The sequence below is a fragment of the Clostridium tunisiense TJ genome, from assembly GCF_000300195.1.
Lineage (GTDB): Bacteria > Bacillota > Clostridia > Clostridiales > Clostridiaceae > Clostridium_J > Clostridium_J tunisiense.
Map to the genome: position 1 here is coordinate 143,338 of NZ_AMQH01000002.1, position 23,204 is coordinate 166,541.

General features: G+C 31.7%; 16 protein-coding genes and 1 riboswitch. Of the genes, 2 read left to right on the forward strand and 14 right to left on the reverse strand.

Translation table 11 applies throughout. The annotated features are described in order from the left end of the window. Window positions 1–297: 297 nt before the first annotated feature. The 6 genes from C661_RS0100745 to C661_RS0100770 form a co-directional block, all read right to left on the reverse strand. The gene (locus C661_RS0100745; protein WP_017413380.1) at window positions 298–2,058 is read right to left on the reverse strand and encodes a hypothetical protein; all 1,761 of its coding nucleotides are present in this window, start codon (window positions 2,056–2,058) and stop codon (window positions 298–300) included. Further along, window positions 2,059–4,152 carry an efflux RND transporter permease subunit gene (locus C661_RS0100750; protein WP_017413381.1) on the reverse strand — a complete coding sequence of 698 codons (2,094 nt, stop codon included), beginning with the start codon at window positions 4,150–4,152 and terminating at the stop codon, window positions 2,059–2,061. It abuts the gene before it with no gap. Between the two features lie 167 nt (window positions 4,153–4,319). Further along, a complete protein-coding gene (locus C661_RS0100755) occupies window positions 4,320–4,931 on the reverse strand; it encodes a TetR/AcrR family transcriptional regulator (RefSeq protein ID WP_017413382.1) in 612 nt (203 codons plus the stop codon). 273 nt (window positions 4,932–5,204) lie between these two features. Beyond that, window positions 5,205–6,041 carry a lytic transglycosylase domain-containing protein gene (locus tag C661_RS21005; protein ID WP_017413383.1) on the reverse strand — a complete coding sequence of 279 codons (837 nt, stop codon included), beginning with the start codon at window positions 6,039–6,041 and terminating at the stop codon, window positions 5,205–5,207. A 161-nt stretch (window positions 6,042–6,202) separates the two neighbouring features. Beyond that, window positions 6,203–6,691: an LURP-one-related/scramblase family protein gene (locus tag C661_RS0100765; RefSeq protein WP_017413384.1), complete on the reverse strand. Its 489-nt coding sequence runs from the start codon at window positions 6,689–6,691 to the stop codon at window positions 6,203–6,205. Between the two features lie 310 nt (window positions 6,692–7,001). Further along, the gene (locus C661_RS0100770; protein ID WP_017413385.1) at window positions 7,002–9,008 is read right to left on the reverse strand and encodes a triple tyrosine motif-containing protein; all 2,007 of its coding nucleotides are present in this window, start codon (window positions 9,006–9,008) and stop codon (window positions 7,002–7,004) included. 221 nt (window positions 9,009–9,229) lie between these two features. On the opposite strand from C661_RS0100770, the gene C661_RS0100775 reads away from it, so the two are divergent. Beyond that, window positions 9,230–9,409, forward strand: coding sequence for a hypothetical protein (locus C661_RS0100775; protein WP_017413386.1), 180 nt, complete (start codon window positions 9,230–9,232; stop codon window positions 9,407–9,409). 154 nt (window positions 9,410–9,563) lie between these two features. Here the strand turns inward: C661_RS0100775 and C661_RS0100780 are convergent, their stop codons facing one another. The 7 genes from C661_RS0100780 to guaB form a co-directional block, all read right to left on the reverse strand. After that, on the reverse strand, window positions 9,564–10,010 hold the full coding sequence (locus tag C661_RS0100780; RefSeq protein WP_017413387.1) for a YaiI/YqxD family protein: 447 nt from the start codon (window positions 10,008–10,010) through the stop codon (window positions 9,564–9,566). Window positions 10,011–10,012: 2 nt separating this feature from the next. Next, window positions 10,013–11,368, reverse strand: coding sequence for a glucose-6-phosphate isomerase (locus C661_RS0100785; RefSeq protein ID WP_017413388.1), 1,356 nt, complete (start codon window positions 11,366–11,368; stop codon window positions 10,013–10,015). Between the two features lie 373 nt (window positions 11,369–11,741). Beyond that, window positions 11,742–14,270 carry an ABC transporter permease gene (locus C661_RS0100790; RefSeq protein ID WP_017413389.1) on the reverse strand — a complete coding sequence of 843 codons (2,529 nt, stop codon included), beginning with the start codon at window positions 14,268–14,270 and terminating at the stop codon, window positions 11,742–11,744. Further along, window positions 14,270–14,950 carry an ABC transporter ATP-binding protein gene (locus C661_RS0100795; protein ID WP_017413390.1) on the reverse strand — a complete coding sequence of 227 codons (681 nt, stop codon included), beginning with the start codon at window positions 14,948–14,950 and terminating at the stop codon, window positions 14,270–14,272. Before C661_RS0100795 ends, C661_RS0100790 begins: the two co-directional genes overlap by 1 nt. A 344-nt stretch (window positions 14,951–15,294) precedes the next feature. Next, window positions 15,295–16,572 carry a helix-turn-helix transcriptional regulator gene (locus C661_RS22550; protein WP_017413391.1) on the reverse strand — a complete coding sequence of 426 codons (1,278 nt, stop codon included), beginning with the start codon at window positions 16,570–16,572 and terminating at the stop codon, window positions 15,295–15,297. A 361-nt stretch (window positions 16,573–16,933) separates the two neighbouring features. Next, window positions 16,934–18,463 (reverse strand): glutamine-hydrolyzing GMP synthase, encoded by a 1,530-nt coding sequence (gene guaA, locus C661_RS0100805; protein ID WP_017413392.1) that lies wholly within the window; start codon window positions 18,461–18,463, stop codon window positions 16,934–16,936. A gap of 110 nt (window positions 18,464–18,573) precedes the next feature. Then, window positions 18,574–20,028 carry an IMP dehydrogenase gene (gene guaB, locus C661_RS0100810; RefSeq protein WP_017413393.1) on the reverse strand — a complete coding sequence of 485 codons (1,455 nt, stop codon included), beginning with the start codon at window positions 20,026–20,028 and terminating at the stop codon, window positions 18,574–18,576. A gap of 392 nt (window positions 20,029–20,420) precedes the next feature. Further along, window positions 20,421–20,518: riboswitch (purine riboswitch) on the reverse strand. Between the two features lie 135 nt (window positions 20,519–20,653). Here guaB and C661_RS21015 point away from each other — a divergent pair. Further along, window positions 20,654–21,463 carry an EAL domain-containing protein gene (locus tag C661_RS21015; protein ID WP_017413394.1) on the forward strand — a complete coding sequence of 270 codons (810 nt, stop codon included), beginning with the start codon at window positions 20,654–20,656 and terminating at the stop codon, window positions 21,461–21,463. Window positions 21,464–21,561: 98 nt separating this feature from the next. Here C661_RS21015 and groL read toward each other — a convergent pair whose 3' ends face one another. Continuing rightward, window positions 21,562–23,187, reverse strand: a complete 1,626-nt coding sequence (groL, locus tag C661_RS0100820) for a chaperonin GroEL (RefSeq protein ID WP_017413395.1) — start codon at window positions 23,185–23,187, stop codon at window positions 21,562–21,564. Between the last annotated feature and the right edge of the window lie 17 nt (window positions 23,188–23,204).

Below are 23,204 nucleotides of genomic sequence, written 5' to 3' on the forward strand. Positions count from 1 at the left end.
TCCTCAAAAATAACTAGTCAGTATGTTAGCACCTCTCCCATTATAATGTGTCTACAAAAATCGTTACTTCTATCTTAATAATATTTGTTTTCTGTAACCATAAATCCCCTTGCACACACAAATTACTGCTCATAGCTTAGACTTGTTATTTATTTTATATACCTTTTTTATTATTTACATAATAACATATTTAACATACCTATTAATTCTAAAGGATTTACTATATTATGACAACCTTATATAAAGAAAAAACTTCTCACCTTTTACTATGAGAAGTTTTTCTATGCTTTTATAGAATTATTTAAACAAATCTAGCAGTCTTTTTATAAAGCCCTTTTTCTCTTCTTTTACCTCTGCAGCCTGCTTTTTCTCTTCAACCTTTTCTATTGCAGGAGTTCTAAGAAGAAACTGAACTGTGGTATTGCTGTTTTTCTCATGGACAAAGGATCCCTTTACTGAATCAGCCTTATCTCCTAGTATACTATCTTGTAAGCTACTTTCTAGGGTAGTTCTCATGGTATGAATACCTTCATTTCCAAGTTTACTAATTGCATTCTTAACACCACTTTGACCTTCCTTTAACTTGTCAATTGCAGTTGGAATAGTCTTTGTTTCCTTTGTCATGGTTTCAAGACCTTTATTTATATCGTCATAGCCTCCAAAGATTCTTGAAGTTCCATATTTTATAGCACCAAAGCTATCTTTCATAGTCCCTATTCCATCTGGAAGTTTTTCCATTTGTTCTCCCATTTGCTTTGTGTTTTCTGCAATGGAAGCTACCCCTTTATTAAATTCATTATAACCTTCTTTAAGGGTCTTTGTGTTTTTATCTATCTCCCCTAATCCATAGCTACTTTGTGTTACCCCATTATTTAGCCCTTGTAGAGCTGCTGCTTCTTGTAACACACCATTAGCTAAAGCTTGTACTTTAGGATCTGAACTACCTTGGAGCTCCTTTGCTAGGGCTGCTAAGCTCTCATGGGACTTTGTTAAATTGTTCATTCCTCCTGCTACTTCACTTAGGGCTCCATTCACCCCTGTGATTCCTGAGGAAATTCCTTTAATACCCTCATTAAATCCATTACTTCCCTTAGCTACCTCTTGTAATCCTCCTTGTAAGGCGCCTACAGCACCTACCATAGCTTTGCTTTCTGATTGCAAAGTACTTAATCCCTTATGGAAGTCATTGATTCCTTCCATAAGTTGTCCCGATTGGCTTTTGATTTCATTTGTAGCACCGTAAATCTTATTTAAGCCTACATGAAGTCCATCCATTCCATATCTTAAGGTCCCCATTCCAAGGGACAACTTATCCATTCCAGTCACTAAAGAAGTAGAGCCTTTTTCTAGTTCTCCTAGTCCCTCAGTTAATTTATCCATATCACTTTTTATATCCTGTGGAACAGAAATAGTTGCAGGAATTAAAGTAATATTTATGGGCTCTAATTCCATATCCTTGCCATCCATTTCTAGTACAAAACTTTGCTCCTTTGATGGAAGTGCCACAAAGCTAATATTAGCTTTTTTTCCTACTACAACTTTAGAGCCTTCTGTTTTTATATTTGTAAACACTTCTTGATCTGCAACAACTTGAATTTGAGCCATAAGATTTGAAGAAGTATTTCCCTCATTATTAAAGGTTACTTTTAATTCAAGGCGTAGCTTTCCACTTTTTCCTGCTAACTCTTCTCCTTTTAATTCTTTGTCATCTAAAAAGTATTTTATTCCAATAGTTACTGGTAGTTGTTTTTCCACATTACCTTCATAGTAAAGCCCACTATCTTTAAACACTGAAGTTGGCCACTTAACTTCGCTACCATTTACCTCAGGATTAACATTATTTGATAGATTTTTTATATTTTTATAGCTGCCGTAATCTATATAATAAGGCTCACTACTTTCTCCATAAAGATGGTTTACTACCTTTATACTCCCTACAGTTCCATCACTATTTAGGGAACCGTAGACAGTTTCATCCTTTAATATTTCTGCCTTTGCCATGGTAGTTGTTGTCATCATAACAGCTAAAGTTAATGCTATAATAAATTTTCTTTTCATCTATACAACCTCCCTTTTTTCTTCAGATTTATACATTTTAATAGTTTTGGGCCACCCAATGGTTGTTGCTTTAATAAACCAATTAAAGGTTACAAGTAATGCCGGTAATACGGTGTATACAATAAACAAGCTTATAAGTGCTCCTCTTCCAATTAAAAGAGTAAGCTCTGAAGCTGAGCGAATAGTTGTAATAAATGAGATACTAAGAGTTCCTGCAACCAATATTAATGCACTAGTTAAAACAGATTTCCCCGTATCCCCTATGGTTTTTATCATAGCTGGTATCGGTGGCATCACCTGAAGGTTTTCCTTATACCTTGAAGTAACCAATATTGCATAATCCACTGTGGCTCCAAGCTGAATTGCTCCTATAATAATAAAGCTAATAAAGTTTAAAGAGATTCCTTGAAAATATGGAATACTTAAATTTATCCAAATTCCCAGCTGAATTGCAAAAACCAACAAAATAGGAATTCCAATAGATTTAAAGGTGATTAATAAAATTATTCCTATTAGTAGGATAGATACATTGTTTACAACTAAAAAGTCCTTGGAAGTAACTGCTTGTAAGTCTAAATACACTGCTGCTTCACCAGTTAGATACCATTCACTATAATACTCACTGGAAATTCGCCTAATTTCTTCAATGGCTTTTGTAGTTCCTTTTCCTTCTGTACTAGATAGCAAGTTAATTATCATATAAGTAAACTTCTCTGATTCAAAGGTTTCTTTCACTTCCTTTGGGATTATTTCTCCTGGAAGAGTTGGATCTACCATGGAGTAGAGCCCCTGAACGGCATCTACATTTTCAACAGTTTTTATTTCTTCAATAAGATTGTTAATTTTGATTTTATCTTCCTTAGGTATTATTAATATTAACTCATTACTTTTTCCAAAGACCTGTTGTATTTTTTCATTTGCTATAGCAGATTTAGAACTTTCTGATAGGGTCTTTTCTGTTGAATAATAATATTCAAGTTTAGATTGTCCTAAGAAAGTTGGAGCCACAATAAGTGCCGCTATAATCAGTGTTACTACACGAGACTTTACCATGAAGCCAGATATTTTCTCGAACCCTGGCATATAAGCCTTATGTTTGTACTTCCCAAGCTTTTCATCCACAGCAAGAATTAAACAGGGCATTAAAGTTACAACTGCTACCAAGCTAAAAAATACTCCCTTAGCTAATACAAGACCCATGTCTTTTCCTATACCATAATTCATCCAAAGCAAGGCTAAAAATCCACACACTGTAGTTAATGCACTAGAGGAAACTGAAGAAAAAGTTTTTTCTATTGCTCTTGCCATTGCCTCATTTTTATTTCCATCTTTATTCTCTTCATGGAAACGATGGAGCAAAAATATAGAATAATCCATGGAAACAGCTAACTGTAGTATGCTGGACACGGAGTTAGTGTTAGAGGATATCTTTCCAAAAATTATATTAGTACCTGCATTTAGCACTATGGCTACACCTATAGTGACAAAAAACAATATTGGCTCATAATATGCATTTGTAGATATCAATAAAATAATTGTAATTATTAAAAAGGCTACTACAGAGTAATAAATCATTTCCTTAGAAGTTGTGTCCTGCATATCCTTAGAAATTGCAGCAGGACCTCCAAAGTAATGCTCTTTGTCTATGAGTTTGTTCACTTTATCTAGAGCTTCTCTAGTAATTAGAGCATCATTGCTCTCTGTAAATTGAATTTGAAGGAGACTGTATTCTCCGCTTATAAATCTTTTGGATAGTTTTTTATCGAAAAACTCCAGAGGCTTTTTCACATCCTCTACATCATCTAGCCAAATAGCTTCTTTTATTCCTGGTATACTGACAATAGATTTTTTAATCTCTAGAATATAATTTATATCATTGCTTTTTATCATTAAGGTTGCAGAACCATTAATGGTAAATTCACTTTGCAACTTTTCCTTGCCCATTATTGAGTTCATGCTCTTTGGAAGATAGGAACTTAAATCATATTCAATTGAAACAAATCTTCCAGCTATAAGTGAAATTAATACTAAGGCTGAATAAAAAACAATTATAAGTTTTTGATTTTTTACAATAAACCTAGAAAACTTCTTCATAATAACTTCCTTTCACACTTTATAATCTTAAACACACATTTAAAACAGTTGTTTAAAACCTATATTTAAATTCTAGCATGATAAAATTTTCTAGTCAATGTTGAAATATATGGATGTAAAAAAATATTTTTTGGGCAAAGAAAAAAGCAAGGGCATTTCTTCCCTTGCTACACTGACTTTGTTAATATACTATTTATAAGCAATTCTACATATTGATTTAACTCTTCTGAACCATTTAAGTCCATCTCATTTTTACCTTCTATGTATGTATCTAAAATCACATGGTTTACCACTAATCCAACAATTCCTGAAAAAATTTGAAGATATTTATATTTTATCAGTCTATTATCCTCTGTACCGATATTTTCCTTAATAATTTCCTCAATAATTTTTCTAATTTCTTCATTAAGGTATATTCTTTGTATTAACATTGGATTATAGCTTTTATCTTCTGTGCTAATATTTACTATAAGTTCAATTAAAGCAGGGAACTTAAACATGAATTCCAAAAGGCTTTTAGCCCACTGAATTAATTTTTCCTGTGAAGATAGCTCACTATTAACTAAAATGTTTTTTTGCATACTGCAAAGTAAGTCTGAATAATAATTCTCAACTTCCTTTAATAAATTATTTTTATTTCCAAAATGATAATTTATTGCAGCTACATTTACTCCAGCTTGCTCTGTAAGCTCTCTGATTGTTACCTCACCTTTTAGTCCTACTATGTCAATTGCTACTTTTAATATTTTACTTCTTGTATCTAAAACCTGATTACTCATATTTATTCCTCTTTTAACTCTTATTAGTTAGAATTTTATTATATGTAAAATTCAATGCAAAAACTCCACAAATGTTTAGTTTGTTTTTGGATTTTCTTTAATATAAATCTTTTAATAACCTTATGTCATAACCTAAGGTTGTAATTTATATATTATCATAATTTGTTAAATAGTTATATAAGCACAGGCAGATTCAGTTGTATTTATCTAGCATTACTATGTTTTAAAGCTTAACTATTTCTTAGCTATTTAGCTAAATGCACCTAAGAAAATTTATGGATTGTAATATTTTCTGATTTTCACTAAATAATTTTTTGTTTCTGTTGGAAGCTTATAAAAATCAGCTTCACTGCTTATGCCTCTTCTTCTCATGTTTCCTGGTCCAAAATTGTAAGCAGCCAATGCCATATCAAGGTTATTGTTATGAAGCTTTAAATAATCCTTAATATGCCTAGTACCAGCATCTACATTTTCCTCTATATTATAAGGGTCCTTAACGCCATAATCTTTAACGTTTCCAGGCATAAGTTGCATTAACCCCATAGCCCCTGCCGATGACTTTACAGTGGGGTTAAAGTTAGACTCTACCTTTATGATTGCTCTAATTAGTTCTTCACTAATTCCATGTTTTTGTGAGGCAGCCTTAATTGCAGCTTCTATTCTTTCCCCTTGTGTCTTATTCTCATTAGTTGCACTTACAGTTTGAGGCGCCACTACAGATCTTAAATTTAACTCATTAATATGTACTCCACTAAATTGATTATTGCTATCTAGTCCAATCTTATTTGCCTGCTGTTTTTCATTTAAGGCCTTAACTAAGGCTCCTAAAACCATTTGAAAGCCACCGGAATTAGAACCTTCTTCTCCTCCTCCAAATAGCTTTGACAGCATACTCATTTGAAGAATTTGAGCCATTCCCTGGTCTCCTTGTCCACTTTGTGCGCCTAACATTTCCTCAAGACCTAATCCTCCCATACCTAAAGCCTGTAAGGGATTAGGTGAAGTTAATCCTTCTAAAGGATTTATATTATTAGCTGAGGTGTTTTTTATAGTTTTAGTGTTTATGTTGTAGTTGTTTAAATTATTATTGACACTTATATTATTGCTCATGATTTTCTCCCCTATGTTTAAATCTAATATGTATTATTTAAAACCATAATTTACTTTTTCTTTAAGTTTAATTTAAAATTCTTCTTAATTCAATTATATTAAATTTTCCAACAAAAATATAGAGCTAATATTTTCTAATATTAACCCTATACTAAAAATAACTATTTATTATTTCTATTGTTATCATGTAATGCCTGATCAATGATGATACATAATGCAAGGATAAAAGCATGATTTTCACTTTCTTCTATATCTACAGTATAGCTATCTCTAATTGCTAGCCACTTCTTACTAGCTTCTGCTATTAGCGTTCCATTTTTATAGATAGTAAAATTATGAGCAACTATGTTTCCACAAATCTCATAACTTCCAAGAGAGCTATCTATATTAAACCTTTGAGAAAAAAAAGTAAATTGCTTTTTAACTCTAGCAACTTCCTGTCCATATAAGTCAATATAGTACTCTGGTAAAAAAGCCATTATTTTTTGTCTTATATTTACAACCTCTTGCCCCTGATTATCGTACATTTTTAATTTATCCCCTAAGGAAAAAACTTTTCCTTTAACGAAATAAACTTCTCTTCCTGTATAATCCATTATGCTAAAGTCATCTCCAAAAGTAAAAATCTTTTGATTTATAACATATCTCATATCCTCACCTCACCCTTATTTTCCATCTCAATGTTATAGCAAATCTTCAAACGTACCTGGATTTCTATTTATATTCTTTTCTTCTTCATATTATGATATGCTATGAAAAATTTATAAGCCCCTTTAAGCATACCATAAAGCGACTCATAGATTTACTAATATATATAATGCAATAGAGCTACTGCATAAATATATCTAATTGTATTTTACATTCTCTTTAATATAAGTTGTCTAAAATTATTTTATGATGTAGAAATAATTTTGAAGCTTATATATTTGCATATTCCTAATTAAAGCATTGCCTAAAAGTTTACTCATTAACCTCAATTTCAACAATGTGGTAGTCTTCATAGGTTAACTTACTAAAACTGCTCTTACATAAGGCTAATAGCTTGTAATATCCTTTGGTAAAGGGAATAAAAGTATAATAATTCTTTTTGCTATACTTTTGGATAACCTTCCACTCACCCTTTTCCATTAAATAAAACTCGTAAACTATATCCTTGCCACCGTCACAGCCTACAGTAAAGTTCACAGCTTCATTACACTTAAAAGCCTTACTCTCTGTGTTTATTCTACAATTGTTTATAGGTGGTGCTTCAGCTACAATAAACCTAACCTGTTTTTTAGCATCATAATTCTTAGTGCTGCTTAAATTTCTTGCATATATATCTATCTCATATTCTCCAGCACATTTAGGTGTTAACTTAAATTTCTTTTCCTTAGAAAACTCTGTTTCTTCCACCTCATGACCGTTAATTTTAACTTTATACTGAACCAAGGTATTTTTTGTATTTTCAGCAATTACTTCAATTTGAAAGCTATCACCTACAAGATAAAGCTTTTTATTTTCTGTTAAGATATAGTCTATTTTTGCTGGAACATACTCTCTACACTGAATATAAACTATTGAATGCACATCATATTCCCGTTTTGACCGTCTATCCTTAACCCTTACCTCCAGCTTATATTCTCCAACTTCCTCCGGGGTAAAATCCACCCAATCATATTCACTGTATTCCAATTTATCAATAACTTCTTCATCCTTAGTTACTATAAATTCATACATTAACTCTAATCCGCCTTTAGCAGCTACCTTTATATTTACGGGCTCATTTATTAATAAATACTTCTTTTTATCTAATACTATATCTTCTATAATCACATTTTCTATAAAATCTTCTTCTATGGTAAACTCCATAGTTTCTCTAGCTTCAAATTCCTGTGAAAAGCTCTCATCTTTAACTAAAAGCTCTATTATATACTTTCCTGATTTTTTAGGAGTCCAAATACAGACATTTTCCTTTTGATACTCTGAAGAATAGGGGTCATTTCCATCTACTATAAATTTGTAGCGAAGATTCTTACCACCTATTGCAATTCCTTTAAGAGTTATAGGGGTATTTTCTACCTGTGGAGAGCTTAAATCTGAAGTTATACTTAGCACCTTAATAGGTCTATATAAATCCACCTTATAATTCATTACCGCTCTATCATCATACAGGCTTTGGGAATACATATCCTTAGCAACGCATAAAAGCTTATACTTCCCTGGTTTCCCTTCTGAAAAGCTTACTAGTCTTTTTGTTGAAAAATCCTGAACTATCTCTGCATTACCATCCTCATGAAGTTTTATGAACTTATATAAAATAGTTCTGCTTTCATCAAAGGCAGCTTCCACTTCAAAGGTTAACTCTTCTCCCACTAGTAACTCCTCACAAAGACATTTGAAATTTCTAATTTCTACCTTTTCTACAGGTAGTACCTTGAATTTTTCTGAAGCAAAATCATCAAAAATATTAGAAGAATGTTCCTTTTTGCATTCCACTAAAATCTCAAATTCCCCTTCTACTTTTGCTGTATAAGCTAAGGTATTTTCTATAGAGTAATCTTTAATTAAGTGCCACCTAGCTTCTTCCTTAATCCAATACCTGTACATAACAGGAAGAGTATTAGGCTCAACAGTAACATTGATCTTTTCCCCAATTTTTCCTTCAGTTTTATCTAAAGTTATGTGTTTAATTAACTTTTCTTCTATGGTTCCAATGATAAAATCCACCTTAGAAGTGTAGTCATGGGACTTTTTACTCCCCTCCCTCTTAGCATGTACCATTATCATATACTTTCCATCTTCCTTAGGGCTCCAAAGGGCATAGCTATCCCTATGAAAATCCTTAAGGGTGCTCCACTTACCATCATTTCCAATTAAAAATTTATATAATAATCCATCTTCTATTTTATTTTCAATAGATATTTTAATTTCTTTATTTTTTTCTTGAGGACTCTCTAAACTTGTAATAATATTCATTTCATTCATTTCAGTTATCCTCCTTAAATAATGAACAGGCCTTTTCACCTATGAACCTTGAAAAAGATTTAGCTTAAAAACCTCTTTATCTAATAACAATACTTACATTATACTATAATTCCATAATATGTAACAACAAAATACTGTTTTTTCTTTATTTTTTGTAAATTACAACTTAGGGTAATAAAAATCCTTAAAGCTGTGAAAAATACTCTTAAGGAGTGATTATTATGAATAAAAATGATAGAGATTTTCACTATGACCCTGAGTACACTTACAAGAAAAAGAATATAACTATTCACAAAGCAGAGGATAGTTACCCTATAATTGAAAGAACCAATAATGGTCTTTTATTTCCTGAAGGGCCCAAAACCTTTGTGGATATGGACCAATTTAAACCCGGACACTAATTACCTTTAACCTTATAATTAAGCTTTTGATAATGGGTAATCCATTCACTTGTTTAATAAGTTAATTAGTAAAATTAGGTTTAAAGATTTACTGTAATAAAAAAAGAAGGATTTGGCAGGGTAAATATAAATTATCCTGCTAAATCCTTTTTCTTTATGAATTAATTTCATTTTTTCTTACTAATCTTATTAGATTTTCCTTAAGCCTTGTATCATCTTCACTACTTCTCTTTTTATGACTAGCAGTCTTTCCTCCGCCTCTTCTCACTTTTGCAGAAAGATGTCTTTCAAACAGTAGTTTATCAATATTATCATTATTATATATATTTCCCTTAGGACTTATGGCATAGGCCTTCTTTCCAAGAACCATAGCTGCTACTCCATAATCTTGAGTAACTACAATATCCTGAGCCTTTGCTTCATTGGCAATTTTCATATCTACACTTTGAAACCCACTATCCATGTACTTAACTGTAGCATAAGTGCTAGTTAGTATGTGGTTAATGTCACAGTAAAGTATTAATTCTAGTCCAAAATCCTTTGCTACTTCTTCAATAATGTGCTTTCCAGGACATGCATCTGCATCCACAATTATTCTCATAGTTATTCCCCTAGCTTTTCTTCTAGTTTTTCCTTTAATTCCTCATAACCTGGTTTCCCAAGTAGGGCAAACATGTTCTTTTTATAAGCTTCCACCCCTTCTTGGTCAAAAGGATTTATATCTAACATATATCCACCTATAGCACAAGCTTTCTCAAAGAAGTAAATTAAGTATCCAATACTGTATTCAGTAAGGTCCTTAAGATTTATTACTATATTAGGAACTCCACCCTCATTATGAGCAAGAGCCGTTCCTTCCATAGCTTTTTTATTTACAAAGTCTATGGTTTTCCCACTTAAGAAGTTAAGTCCATCTACGTTTTTATCGTCTTCCTTTAAGGTTAGTTCCACCTTAGGAGTTTCTACATTTATAATAGTTTCAAAAAGGTTTCTTAACCCATCTTGAATATATTGGCCCATGGAGTGTAAATCTGTAGAGAAATTCACTGAAGCAGGAAAGATTCCCTTACCACTTTTTCCATGACTCTCTCCAAATAATTGCTTCCACCACTCACTAAAATATTGAAGACTTGGCTCGTAGTTTACAATGATCTCCGTTGTTTTCCCTGTGATATATAAAAAGTGTCTTAGTGCTGCATATTTGTAGCAGTTGTTATTTTCTAGGCTTTCACAACTATACTCCTTCACAGCATCCCCTGCACCCTTCATTAAATCTTCAATATTAAGTCCTGCTGTAGCAATTGGAAGTAACCCTACCGCTGTTAAAACTGAAAATCTACCTCCAACTTCATCAGGAATTACGAAAGTTTCGTAACCTTCCTCCTTAGCAAGACTTTTTAAGGCTCCTCTAGCTTTATCAGTTGTTACATATATTCTATTTTTTGCTTCTTCTTTTCCATACTTATTTTCAAGAAGCTCCTTAAAAATTCTAAAGGCAATAGCAGGTTCTGTAGTAGTTCCTGACTTTGAAATTACGTTTATTGAAAAATCCTCATCTTTTACAATATCTATAAGATGAGATAAATAAGTAGAACTTATATTATTTCCAGCAAATAATATTGCTGGTGCTTTTCTCTTTTCATAAGGCAAATTGTTATTAAAGCTATGAGTTAGTGCCTCAATTACAGCTCTAGCACCAAGATATGATCCTCCAATTCCAATTACCACAAGGATTTTAGAGTTTTTCTTTATTCTTTCCGCTGCTACTTTAATTCTTTGGAATTCATCCTTATCATAGTTCTCAGGTAAATCAAGCCATCCCAAAAACTCATTTCCTGCTCCATCTTTGTTATGTAAAGTGTGATGAGCATCAGTAACCATAGGTTTAAGCTTTAATATATCTTCCTCATCAACAAAAGGTGCTGCTTTTTTAATATTTAAGTATATTGGTGACTTCATAGTACGCCTCCGTAAACGATATTTTCTATAATTATATAAATTACACTTAAGTAGTACTCTATTACTACCAAGTTAAATAATGAACTCGTTCATTTCCACTTTTTAGTATAAACCATTTCATATTTTTTATCAAACTTAGGCATTAAATCTTAAGAAATATGCTGTAAAATACTTAACACATGTCAACATAAAAACAAATAACTACCAAAGCTATATCTTTGATAGTTATTTGTTTTTCCATATTATATTATTCAATTCCTCTTATAGAATCAACGATACTTGAAGTAAATAGCTTTCTTGAAGTATTACTGATTTTACCTAAAAGCTATTTCTCAAAACCCATTCTAAGATAATTTATTTCAATTGCTGCTTGTTATTCTACTGCTCTAATAGAATCAACAATACTACTTTTAAATAAACTCCTTGAAGGAATCACTGATGAAATTAGGCAAATAATTATCACTGCAACATAGGTTATAACAATAGTTACAGTTGGAAACTTCCAGGCTATACCTTGACTAATGAGCTGAGCTCCAGCTATATAAATCAAATATGTCAATATAGTTCCTAAGGTTATACCTATTCCACCTGAGGCTATGCCATAGAGTAGCCCTTCATGGATTATTATTTTTCTAACCTCATCATTTCCAAGCCCTAAAGCTCTCATCATGCCAATTTCCTTACTTCTTAATATTGTATTCATGCTTATTATATTTATTAAGTTTATTATGCTTATAGTAGCTATTATGAAAATAAAACTATAAAGGCTTAAAGACAATTGAAAATTAGTTTTTTTAACTCTTTCAAGCTCTTCCTTGAAAGATATTATTTTTATTTCTTTGCTTAATTTCAAATTGTTTCTTATCTCATTTTCCACTTTTTCATAGCTAACATCTTTTCTTAAATTAATTACTACTTCTTGATCTTTCTTAACTTCCATATGCTTCTCCGCAAATTCACTACTTATAATAACCACATTCTTTTCTTTTCCATAGGATAAATTTAAAGCTTCTTCTTTAAGTAGTCCTCCTATGATAAAATCTTCATTACTAAAGCCTAACTCCTTTCCTTCCTTATCATATCTTGTATAGCCTAATCGTATAGTATCTCCTACTTGTACGTTAGTAAAATTATAATTATTTAAATTTTGTGCTAGAATGACAATTGGTTTTTCCCTCATCTCATTTATATCAACATTTCCCTCTAGTAACCCATCTTTTAATTTATCTAGTTCCTCACTACTATATCCCTGAATCTCAGTAATAAATCTATACCGTTTTTGAGCTAATAAATCCTTCATGAAATTATCATTCTTACTTTCAGATTTTATATATGCTATACCATCATTTGTTAGTTTATTTTCTGGCACTTCCATAGCAATTTGAAATTTCTTTTTTGCTGATAAATAATTTATACCATCAATGTTTTTTAAACTATTAACTTCATTGTTTGCTAACCCTAAGTTTTGTGAATGACCTTTAGCTGAAATAATAAAATCACCATTAAAATCATTTTTAAATCTGCTAACGGGATTAGCTAATGATATTAAGTAATTTACAATCATAAGCATAACTATACTCATGCTTAAAGAAACTACAGTTGTCATAAATCTCTTCTTATTTCCACTTAAATTAAGATAAGCTATACGAGTGATAAATCTAGACTTATTTACCATAAAGCTATTACTTTGCAATGGCCTCCTATTTTTTTTACCTTTTATACCTATATTATTATTTGAAATAATAGCTTCCATTGGAGATATTTTTGATGCCTTTTTAGCTGGAAAATATACTCCAACAATTATTGATGTAAACCCTACAATTAAGGAAGAAATAATCCCTATACTCGGAACTTGAAAATTACTTGTAGTGCTACTCGTTCCTAGCATAATTCTTATACCTATTTGAGTCACAAAACTTCCCAGTAAGATTCCCATGGGTATAAATATTAACCCTAAAATTATACCTTCTCCTAACACTAAGCTTTTTATCCTTTTAGGTGATGCTCCAATAGCTCTAAATATTCCAAAATCCTTTATTCTTTGCGCTACAGATACATTGAATATATTGTAGATTATTATAATAGCCACAATACCTACTACTATAAATAAACCTACACAAGCAAAATCTAGTATTTTTTGTCCTAGTACATAACTTCCTATTAGTTCATTAGGCATAAAATGAATCTCAGAATAGCTATTTGTAGCAATAAGTGTCATTAGTCCGTCCTGTATGGAGTAATTGTCCTTAAAAGTTAGATATCCACTATACTGTACATTTTTATTATTTAAAACTGTTTCTGCACATTCTTTAGTAATATAAGCCTTTCCAGTATTTTTAGGTCCATATGATGTAGACTTATGTTCAAATAACCCTACTAATATAAAGTTATTATTGTTTTCTGTGGTTTTTCTTCCATTGGGAGCCATATACTCAACAACTGAAGATAATTCAATACTATCTCCAATCTTATGTTTTTGTGGAAGTAAATCTAGTATCCACTTTTCTAAGGCAATCTCCCCTTGCTTTTCTGGATACTTACCTTCTATTAACTTATAGTTTAAAAGTTCAGTAATATTTTCATCACAACCTAAAATATCTAATTTATAACTTGTATTTTCAAATTTATGAGTTCCTAAAGGAGTTATAAAAGTAACCTTATCTATGATAGGATCATCTTTAATATCTTCAAACCTAGCTTTATTCCATGTAAAAAACATGGCATCATATATCCCTCCCGATCCATCAATGACACTTTGATAGAAAGTCTTTTTTATAGTTTCTACTAATATAGTTGCAGAAATTACTAAAGATATAGACATTACTATTCCAACTGCCATAAAAAAGATTCTTTTTTTATTTTTTAAAATGTATCTTGGAATCAGCCCCCAAAAACTCCTCATTACTTCACCCTCTTATCATCCACAATTATGCCATCAGCTATGGTTATAACTCTATCTGCACGGGCTGCAATATTAGGATCATGTGTTATCATAACCAGGGTTTGATTATATTTTTTTATGGACATAGTAAGTAAATCTAATACTTCATTGCTGTTTTTACTGTCTAAGTTTCCTGTAGGCTCGTCTGCAAATATAATTGAAGGCTTGTTAGCAAGAGCCCTTGCAATTGAAGTTCTTTGCTGTTGTCCTCCTGATATTTCTCCTGGTAAGTGAGTTTTTCTATTTTTAATATCTAAGGTTTCCATGATTTCATTTATATAAGCTTCATCTACTTTTTTCCCATCCATTAGTAGTGGTAATTTAATATTTTCTTCTACTGATAGTATTGGAATCAAGTTAAAGAACTGAAATATAAATCCTATGTTTCTTCTTCTAAATCTAGATAATTCTTTCTCTCCCATAGAATAAATATCCGTACCATTTATAAAAACTTGTCCAGCAGAAGGCTTATCAAGGCCTGCCAAAAGATGCAATAAAGTACTTTTTCCTGAACCACTAGGACCCACTATGGCTGTAAATTCTCCTTTTTCAATAGCTATATCTGTAGCTTTAAGTGCCTTAACCTCTGTTTCCTTAATTCCATAGGTTTTTGTTAGTCGTTTTGTTCTTAATAACTCCATAAAATCTCCCCCAATTTATTCCCCTTAAATAATATGGTTCTTTTATTATCCTTTTATAAACACAATATACTTAATATCTGTTTACTATCATTAATTTTAGTGTTGATTTAATAATGTACTATTTATATGATATCAATTTCACAATATTTTGTAAATATATTTGATACAATTATAAAAATATATTGTATCCTAATTCATTTCTTACTTATTTATCACCCCAAAAATTTCTATAGAACCTAGTATCACCATAAATACTACTACTTGATTATTAGGTAAAAATAAAAATCTAGAACAACTTTCGTTTATTCTAGATTTACCTGTATGCTATAAATAACTTAAGATACTTAATTAAACATCCTTTGTATCTCTTTTTGACATTCATAAGCCTTCTCATATTCTTTATCTTCAAAATAAAGCTTTTGAAGTTTATTATAGTAGCTAATCCTTATTAATTTGTTATCCGTTTCATCCAAGAAAACTAATAGTTCTTTAATAGTCTCTTTAATTTTATCCACCTTTTCAAGCTTAGTATAAACCTCTTCCATGATTTTGTATGCTTTTAAGGTATACTCATAATCATTATTCTCTCTCGCATTTTCCAAGCCTAAGCTAACTATAAGCAATGCTTCATCATAAAATTCTTTTGCTATGTACACTGATGATTTTTCAATTAAAGTATGAGATAAATTTTTCTTATCTACCCTAGCTCTAATTTGCTGAGATTTATTATAATACTCTAAGGCTTCAGTTAAATTATTCTTCTTTACATATAATGAACCTAGATTATTATAAAGATAAGCTGCCACCTTTTCGTCAGTGTTATTAATCAATAATATTAGCTCTTTATAAATCTCAATTGCTGTATTTAAATCTCCTTTTTCTTTATAACAACTTGCTTTAAAACTACTTGCATAAATATATCTTTCTAATTCTTTTTCTTTATCACACATCACTAGAAACTTCTCAATACAATTAAGTGATTCTTCTAAATTAGATAAACTTTGATAGCAAAGTGCAGAGTTATATAATGCATTTTGCAAGGTAAGTGTTTGCTTCGCAATCTCCGAATTAATTATTGCTTTATTAAAATAAACTATAGCTTCATCAAAATCTAATAATATATATTTACACATGCCTAATCTATTATAAAGATAGCACCTTTCCTTTAAGTGTACACCATCAGTTAATGAGTCTAGGGAGTAAAAATAATTTTTATAAGCCTCTAAATATTTGATCTCATTATAATACTTGTCACCTTGTACTTTATAAGTTTCTGCTTTGACATTTTGTAAATTATACTGTTCCCCAATTTTTATAATATCTTCTAGTTCTTCATAGGTTAAATCAGTAACTAATTTATCCATGCAGTATTTTTCTGCTTCTTCTTCTATGGTTCTTAGAAAATATCTATCATCTATTTCTATATCAACCCCAAGTTCCTTTGCTTTTTCCCTAAATCTTTCTGTAATAATTTTTGCTGCATCTTCCGTTATATTTCTTCTTCCATTCTCCAAAAGACCTAAGTATCCTCTTGTAAAGTTCTCACTAGCAAAATCATCTTGTGTCATTTTAAACCTTTTTCTTAAGGTTTTGATTTTTTCACTACCTGTTAAAAACTGCATTTCATTCCCCTTCTTACTAAATATTAATAATATCACTATTTACTATTATATCAATAATTTTTGAAAATAACTTTCCTTGATTAATAAATTTACTAACTTTTTCACTTAAAAACCCAAAAATGTATATTCACGCACCATTTTAAAGAGGCTTCAACTACTTGTATTTTTCGTATCCTTTACTTTTTTGTATCACTTTTATTTTTTATGTCTAATTAAAAATTTATTAGTGCCAAGATCTTATCTAGGTTTCTTTGAGCCATAAGTTGAACTTTCCTTGAATTTACCATATGCTAAAAAAAGACACATAGACAGGCTATCTATGCGTCAAATAAAATATATGTTTAGTAAGAGAAAGGCTATTTTACTCCCACTCTATTGTGGAAGGTGGTTTTGAAGTTACATCATAAACAATTCTGTTTACTCCTTTAACTTCATTCACAATTCTTCTTGATACTTTATCAAGAACTTCATAAGGCACTCTAGCCCAATCAGAGGTCATACCATCTGATGATGTTACGGCTCTTAGTGCTACTGTGTGACAATAAGTTCTTTCATCTCCCATAACTCCAACAGATTGGATATTAGGAAGGCAAGCAAAGTATTGCCATATTTCACTTTCAAGTCCTGCTATTGCTACTTCATCTCTAAATATTGCATCTGCTTCTCTAACTATTTCTAGTTTTTCTTCAGTAATTTCTCCTAAAACTCTAATTGCAAGACCTGGTCCTGGGAAGGGCTGTCTCCAAACTAAGTGGTGTGGTATTCCAATTTCTTCACCCACTGCTCTAACTTCATCTTTGAATAATTCTCTAAGTGGTTCTATAAGTTCAAAGGTGATGTCCTCTGGAAGTCCCCCTACATTATGGTGACTTTTTATAGTAGCTGAGGTATTTGTACCACTTTCTACTACGTCAGCATAAATTGTACCTTGAACTAAGTAATCTATTTTACCAAGTTTGTTTGCTTCTTCTTCAAATACTCTTATAAATTCTTCCCCAATGATTTTTCTTTTTCTCTCTGGGTCAGAAACTCCCTTAAGCTTTCCTAAAAATCTTTCCTGTGCATTTACTCTAATAAGATTCATATCAAAACCTTTTTTAAAGATTTCTTCTACTTGGTCTCCTTCGTCTTTTCTTAAAAGACCATGGTCTACAAACACACAAGTTAATTGCTTACCAATTGCTTTATGAACAAGTACTGCTGCTACTGAAGAATCTACTCCTCCAGATAGGGCGCATAGCACCTTTTTATCTCCAACAAGATTTTTTATCTCTGCTATTTTCTCTTCCGCAAAGGAAGCCATGGACCAATCCCCTTTAAGATCACATATGTTCTTAAGGAAATTAGATAGCATTTTTTCTCCAAATAAAGTATGCTGAACTTCTGGGTGGAACTGAACTCCATAAAGTTTCTTTTCCTTATTTCCTATGGCAGCTATTGGACACTGGTCTGTATATCCAATAACTTCAAAACCTTCTGGTTTATCTTCTATAAGATCTGTATGACTCATCCAACACTGATTTTCTTCAATGCCTTCAAATAGCGGGCTATTTAAAACTAAATCTACATTGGTTTTACCATATTCTCTAACAGGTGCAGTTTTAACACTTCCTCCTAGAGTGTGAGCCATAAGCTGTGCTCCATAGCATATTCCTAGCACTGGAATACCTAAGTTAAATATTTCTCCATCTATTTTAGGTGAATTTTCACCGTATACACTATTAGGTCCACCTGTAAAAATGATTCCCTTAGGTGCTAATTCTTTTATTTTTTCTATTGAAGTTGTGTAAGGAACTATTTCACAATAAACACTATTTTCTCTAACTCTTCTTGCGATAAGCTGATTGTATTGTCCGCCAAAATCAACTACTAAAACTAATTCTCTATCCATGGTTTAGCTTCCTCCTTTATTTTCTTTGGTAAATGCATGTTGTAAATAAGAACTTTCTTTTAAGCTATATATTTTTTTGTTTTTAATGTAATTTATAAAGCCTTTTATCCTTATACATTTACACTGTAATTTGGTGCTTCTTTTGTCATCACTATATCATGAGGATGACTTTCTCTAAGTCCTGAGGAAGTTTGAACCACAAAGGTAGCATTTTTATATAATTCTTCTAGATTTTCTGCTCCTAAATATCCCATACCAGAACGTATTCCACCTACAAGTTGGTATATAGTTTCTACTACCGAACCTCTATAAGGAATTCTTCCTTCTACTCCTTCTGGTACTAGTTTTTTGTTATCTTCTTGGAAGTATCTATCTTTACTTCCATTAGCCATAGCTCCAATGGAACCCATGCCTCTATATACTTTATAGCTTCTTCCTTGATAAATTTCAATTTCTCCTGGTGCTTCTTCGCAGCCTGCAAATAAAGAACCCATCATAACAACCTTAGCTCCTGCAGCTAATGCCTTCACTGCATCTCCAGAGTACTTAATTCCTCCATCTGCTATAACAGGAACCCCATACTTATTAGCTTCTTCTACACAGTCCATTACTGCTGTAAGCTGTGGAACACCAACTCCTGCTACTACTCTTGTAGTACAAATTGAGCCTGGTCCAATTCCAACTTTAATACAATCTGCTCCAGCTTCTATTAATTCCTTTGTTGCTGCTGCTGTAGCTACGTTTCCTGCAATAATTTGTAGTTCAGGATACTTAGTTTTAATTTCTTTAACTGCTTCAATAACTCCTCTAGAATGTCCATGTGCAGTATCTACTGTAATTACATCTACATGAGCCTTAACTAAAGCATCTACTCTAATCATTAAATCTTTTGTTACTCCTACGGCAGCTCCACAAAGAAGTCTGCCTCTTTCATCTTTTGCAGCGTTGGGGTACTTAACGGCTTTTTCTATATCTTTAATAGTGATAAGTCCTTTTAAATTAAAGTCCTCATCAACTAATGGTAATTTCTCAATTTTATGTTTTCTTAGAAGCTCTTTTGCTTCCTCTATAGTTGTGCCCTCAAGAGCTGTTATAAGTCCTTCACTAGTCATCACTTCACTAATTTTCTTTGAATAATCAGTTTCAAATACTGTATCTCTATTAGTTATGATTCCAACTAGCTTTCCATTTTCAGTAACTGGCACTCCTGAAATTCTATACTTTGCCATTAGACCTAGTGCTTCTTCTATAGTCTTATCCTTAGATAGTGAAAAAGGATCTTTAATTACTCCATTTTCTTGTCTTTTTACTCTATCTACTTCACTAGCTTGAGCTTCTATGGACATATTCTTATGAATTATGCCTATACCACCTTCTCTAGCCATAGCTATAGCCATTTTAGCTTCAGTAACTGTATCCATTCCCGCACTAATTAATGGTAAGCTTAATTTTATTTTTTTAGTAAGATTAGTTACTAGCTTAACATCCTTAGGTAACACATCTGACTTATTTGGAACTAATAGTACATCATCAAAGGTATATGCTTGTTTTAATATTATTGCCATGATTGTCATCCTCTTTTCTATTTATTTTAGGCATTTGAAAATAAATAACAAGTCAAAGATGTGAAGGATATTTTTAGTTCATAAGCAAGCTTATGCGGCAAGGAAACAGGTTCCGCAGATAGTAGCGCTATCTAAGGGTTCTGTTGACGCAGTATAACTAAAAATAGACAAGCATACTGACTTATTTATTTTTTGAAAATGCCTTATTTTGTTGCAGTAAAACTCTCTAACTAAGCACACAATCTCTCCTTGTGCTCACTTTTACAAATGTAATTTTAAAATGCAACTTTTACATGAATGTTATTAGCTAATAATTAATTCATAATTTGGGTACAAAAAAACATGTTAGCTATACTTCTATAAGTAAAACTAACATGTCCAATTTTATCATTGTACAATGCAATCTTACTCATAGTCAGAAATTATTGGTTTCCGGTAGATACTCCTTGCCATATTCAAGGTATATATGAGCTAACGTTATTAAATTATTAATAATCAATGTTCGTTTGTTTTATTAATTATATATATTTTATTTAATTATATTGGTTTTGTCAACACATTATTTCAACTGTATTTAATTTCTTAATATTTGTCAATAATGAAGGTAGTTAAGCGGAGGTAGATTATGGATAAGCAATTAAAATATAGAACTCGCCATCTAAACATAGAATTTAGCCAAATTATAGAGACTGAAGCTATAAACATGGTTTTTCAACCTATTGTTAATCTTGCTACAGGCAAAATTTTAGGCTATGAAGCACTTTGTAGAGGGCCTAAGGAATCCCCCCTTCATTTACCAGATGAGCTTTTTAAAACTGCAAGACTCTCTAATAAGGTTGCTGCTTTAGATGAACTCGCTAGGAAAAAGGCAATTGAAGCTTTTATCCCCTTTTTAAAGGATTATAAACTTTTTATTAACATGACTCCTCTTGCCATGTCTAACTATGATTTTTTTGCTAGTAGTACCTTTGAATGTTTAGAGGACAATAATGTAAATACTTCAAACCTAGTAATTGAAATTACAGAGCAGTGCCCTATTGATTTAGTTGAGAACTATAATAACATAATTAAGGATATAAAATCTCTAGGAATAAAAGTAGCTTTAGATGATGTAGGCTCTGGCTATTCTGGACTAAAAACTATTTTAAAAGTTATGCCAGATTATTTAAAATTAGATATGGATTTAACTCATAATATCCACAAGGACACTTTAAAGGAAAACTTAATTAAAGGTTTAATACACATGTCAAACTATTGCAATATGAAAATAATTGTAGAAGGCATTGAATGCAAAGAAGAACTAGAAACTCTCATATCCCTTGGTGCTTATGGAGGCCAAGGATACTTTCTTCAAAGACCTACTGATTCCCCTGAAGATATTTCTCTAGAGTGTAAAGAAATTTTTAAAACCTACTTATCTAAGTTAAACTTATAATTGCATTATAAAAGAGCTATGTGAAAATTTATGTTTCACATAGCTCTTTCTTTTATAACTTTATAAGTTGTTAGACTATCTTTATTTTTGCCTATATTTTAGTACATTCCATCCATTCCCATGCCTGGTGCCATTGGAGCTGGTGAGTTCTTTTCTGGTAAATCAACAACTGCAGCTTCTGTTGTTAAGAAAGTTGAAGCTACTGATGCAGCATTTTGAAGTGCACTTCTTGTAACCTTAGTTGGGTCTACAATACCAGCTTTAATCATATCTACAAATTGAGCTCTTAATACATCATATCCAAATGGACTTTCTGAAGCTTTAACTTTTTCAATAATTACTGAGCCTTCTTCTCCAGCATTTGTAGCTATTTGTCTTAGTGGCTCTTCAAGAGCTCTTCTTATAATATTGATACCAACTTGAATTTCTGGAACATCAGATGTTAATTTTGCTACCTCTGGTATAGCACTTACATATGCAGTACCACCACCAGCAACTATGCCTTCTTCAACAGCTGCTTTTGTAGCTGCTAAAGCATCTTCTATTCTTAATTTCTTTTCTTTAAGTTCTGTTTCAGTAGCCGCTCCAACTTTAATTACAGCAACTCCCCCTGCAAGTTTTGCAAGTCTTTCCATTAGTTTTTCTTTATCAAATTCTGAAGTTGTATCTTCAATTTGTCTCTTTATTTGGTTTACTCTGTTTTCTATTTCATCTTTAGAACCTCTTCCATTAACAATTACAGTGTTTTCCTTAGAAATTTTAACACTTTCAGCTCTTCCAAGCATGTCAATAGTAGCGTCTTTTAAGTCATGACCTAATTCTTCTGAAATTACAGTTCCGCCAGTTAAAGTAGCGATATCTTGTAGCATTTCTTTTCTTCTATCTCCAAAGCCTGGTGCTTTAACAGCAACGCAAGTGAAAGTTCCTCTTAATTTGTTAACAACTAGAGTTGCAAGAGCTTCTCCTTCAACATCTTCAGCTATAATTAATAACTTTCTTCCTTGTTGAACAATTTGCTCAAGAACTGGTAGAATTTCTTGGATGCTAGCAATTTTCTTTTCAGTTATTAGGATGTATGCATCTTCTAAAATAGCTTCCATTTTATCTGGATCTGTTACCATATATGCACTTAAGTATCCTCTATCAAATTGCATACCTTCAACTACATCAAGCTCAGTGCCCATAGTTTTTGATTCTTCTACAGTAATAACACCTTCATTACCTACCTTTTCCATAGCTGAAGCAATTAAAGCACCGATTTCTTCATCAGCAGAAGATATAGCTGCAACTCTTGCTATGTCTTCTTTTCCATTAACTGGTTTTGAATGTTTCTTTATTTCTTCTACTGCTTTATCCACAGCCATTCTAATACCATTTCTGATTAGCATTGGATTTGATCCTGCAGTAACATTTTTTAAACCTTCTCTGATGATAGCTTGAGCTAAAACTGTAGCTGTAGTAGTTCCATCCCCTGCTACATCATTTGTTTTAGTAGCTACTTCTTTAACAAGTTGAGCTCCCATGTTTTCATAAGCATCTTCAAGCTCTATTTCTCTAGCAATAGTAACACCATCATTAGTTATAAGTGGTGATCCAAACTTTTTATTTAATATAACATTTCTTCCTTTTGGTCCAAGTGTAACCTTAACTGTATCTGCAAGAGTATCTACACCTCTTTGCATAGATCTTCTAGCTTCTTCTCCGAATAAAATGCTCTTAGCCATATTAAAAACCTCCTACT

What these genes read in the sequence shown, in the direction of transcription:
- C661_RS0100745 (WP_017413380.1), bottom strand. Translation starts at nt 2,058, where the DNA reads ATGAAAAGAAAATTTATTATAGCATTAACTTTAGCTGTTATGATGACA.
- C661_RS0100750 (WP_017413381.1), bottom strand. Translation starts at nt 4,152, where the DNA reads ATGAAGAAGTTTTCTAGGTTTATTGTAAAAAATCAAAAACTTATAATT.
- C661_RS0100755 (WP_017413382.1), bottom strand. Translation starts at nt 4,931, where the DNA reads ATGAGTAATCAGGTTTTAGATACAAGAAGTAAAATATTAAAAGTAGCA.
- C661_RS21005 (WP_017413383.1), bottom strand. Translation starts at nt 6,041, where the DNA reads ATGAGCAATAATATAAGTGTCAATAATAATTTAAACAACTACAACATA.
- C661_RS0100765 (WP_017413384.1), bottom strand. Translation starts at nt 6,691, where the DNA reads ATGAGATATGTTATAAATCAAAAGATTTTTACTTTTGGAGATGACTTT.
- C661_RS0100770 (WP_017413385.1), bottom strand. Translation starts at nt 9,008, where the DNA reads ATGAATGAAATGAATATTATTACAAGTTTAGAGAGTCCTCAAGAAAAA.
- C661_RS0100775 (WP_017413386.1), top strand. Translation starts at nt 9,230, where the DNA reads ATGAATAAAAATGATAGAGATTTTCACTATGACCCTGAGTACACTTAC.
- C661_RS0100780 (WP_017413387.1), bottom strand. Translation starts at nt 10,010, where the DNA reads ATGAGAATAATTGTGGATGCAGATGCATGTCCTGGAAAGCACATTATT.
- C661_RS0100785 (WP_017413388.1), bottom strand. Translation starts at nt 11,368, where the DNA reads ATGAAGTCACCAATATACTTAAATATTAAAAAAGCAGCACCTTTTGTT.
- C661_RS0100790 (WP_017413389.1), bottom strand. Translation starts at nt 14,270, where the DNA reads ATGAGGAGTTTTTGGGGGCTGATTCCAAGATACATTTTAAAAAATAAA.
- C661_RS0100795 (WP_017413390.1), bottom strand. Translation starts at nt 14,950, where the DNA reads ATGGAGTTATTAAGAACAAAACGACTAACAAAAACCTATGGAATTAAG.
- C661_RS22550 (WP_017413391.1), bottom strand. Translation starts at nt 16,572, where the DNA reads ATGCAGTTTTTAACAGGTAGTGAAAAAATCAAAACCTTAAGAAAAAGG.
- guaA (WP_017413392.1), bottom strand. Translation starts at nt 18,463, where the DNA reads ATGGATAGAGAATTAGTTTTAGTAGTTGATTTTGGCGGACAATACAAT.
- guaB (WP_017413393.1), bottom strand. Translation starts at nt 20,028, where the DNA reads ATGGCAATAATATTAAAACAAGCATATACCTTTGATGATGTACTATTA.
- C661_RS21015 (WP_017413394.1), top strand. Translation starts at nt 20,654, where the DNA reads ATGGATAAGCAATTAAAATATAGAACTCGCCATCTAAACATAGAATTT.
- groL (WP_017413395.1), bottom strand. Translation starts at nt 23,187, where the DNA reads ATGGCTAAGAGCATTTTATTCGGAGAAGAAGCTAGAAGATCTATGCAA.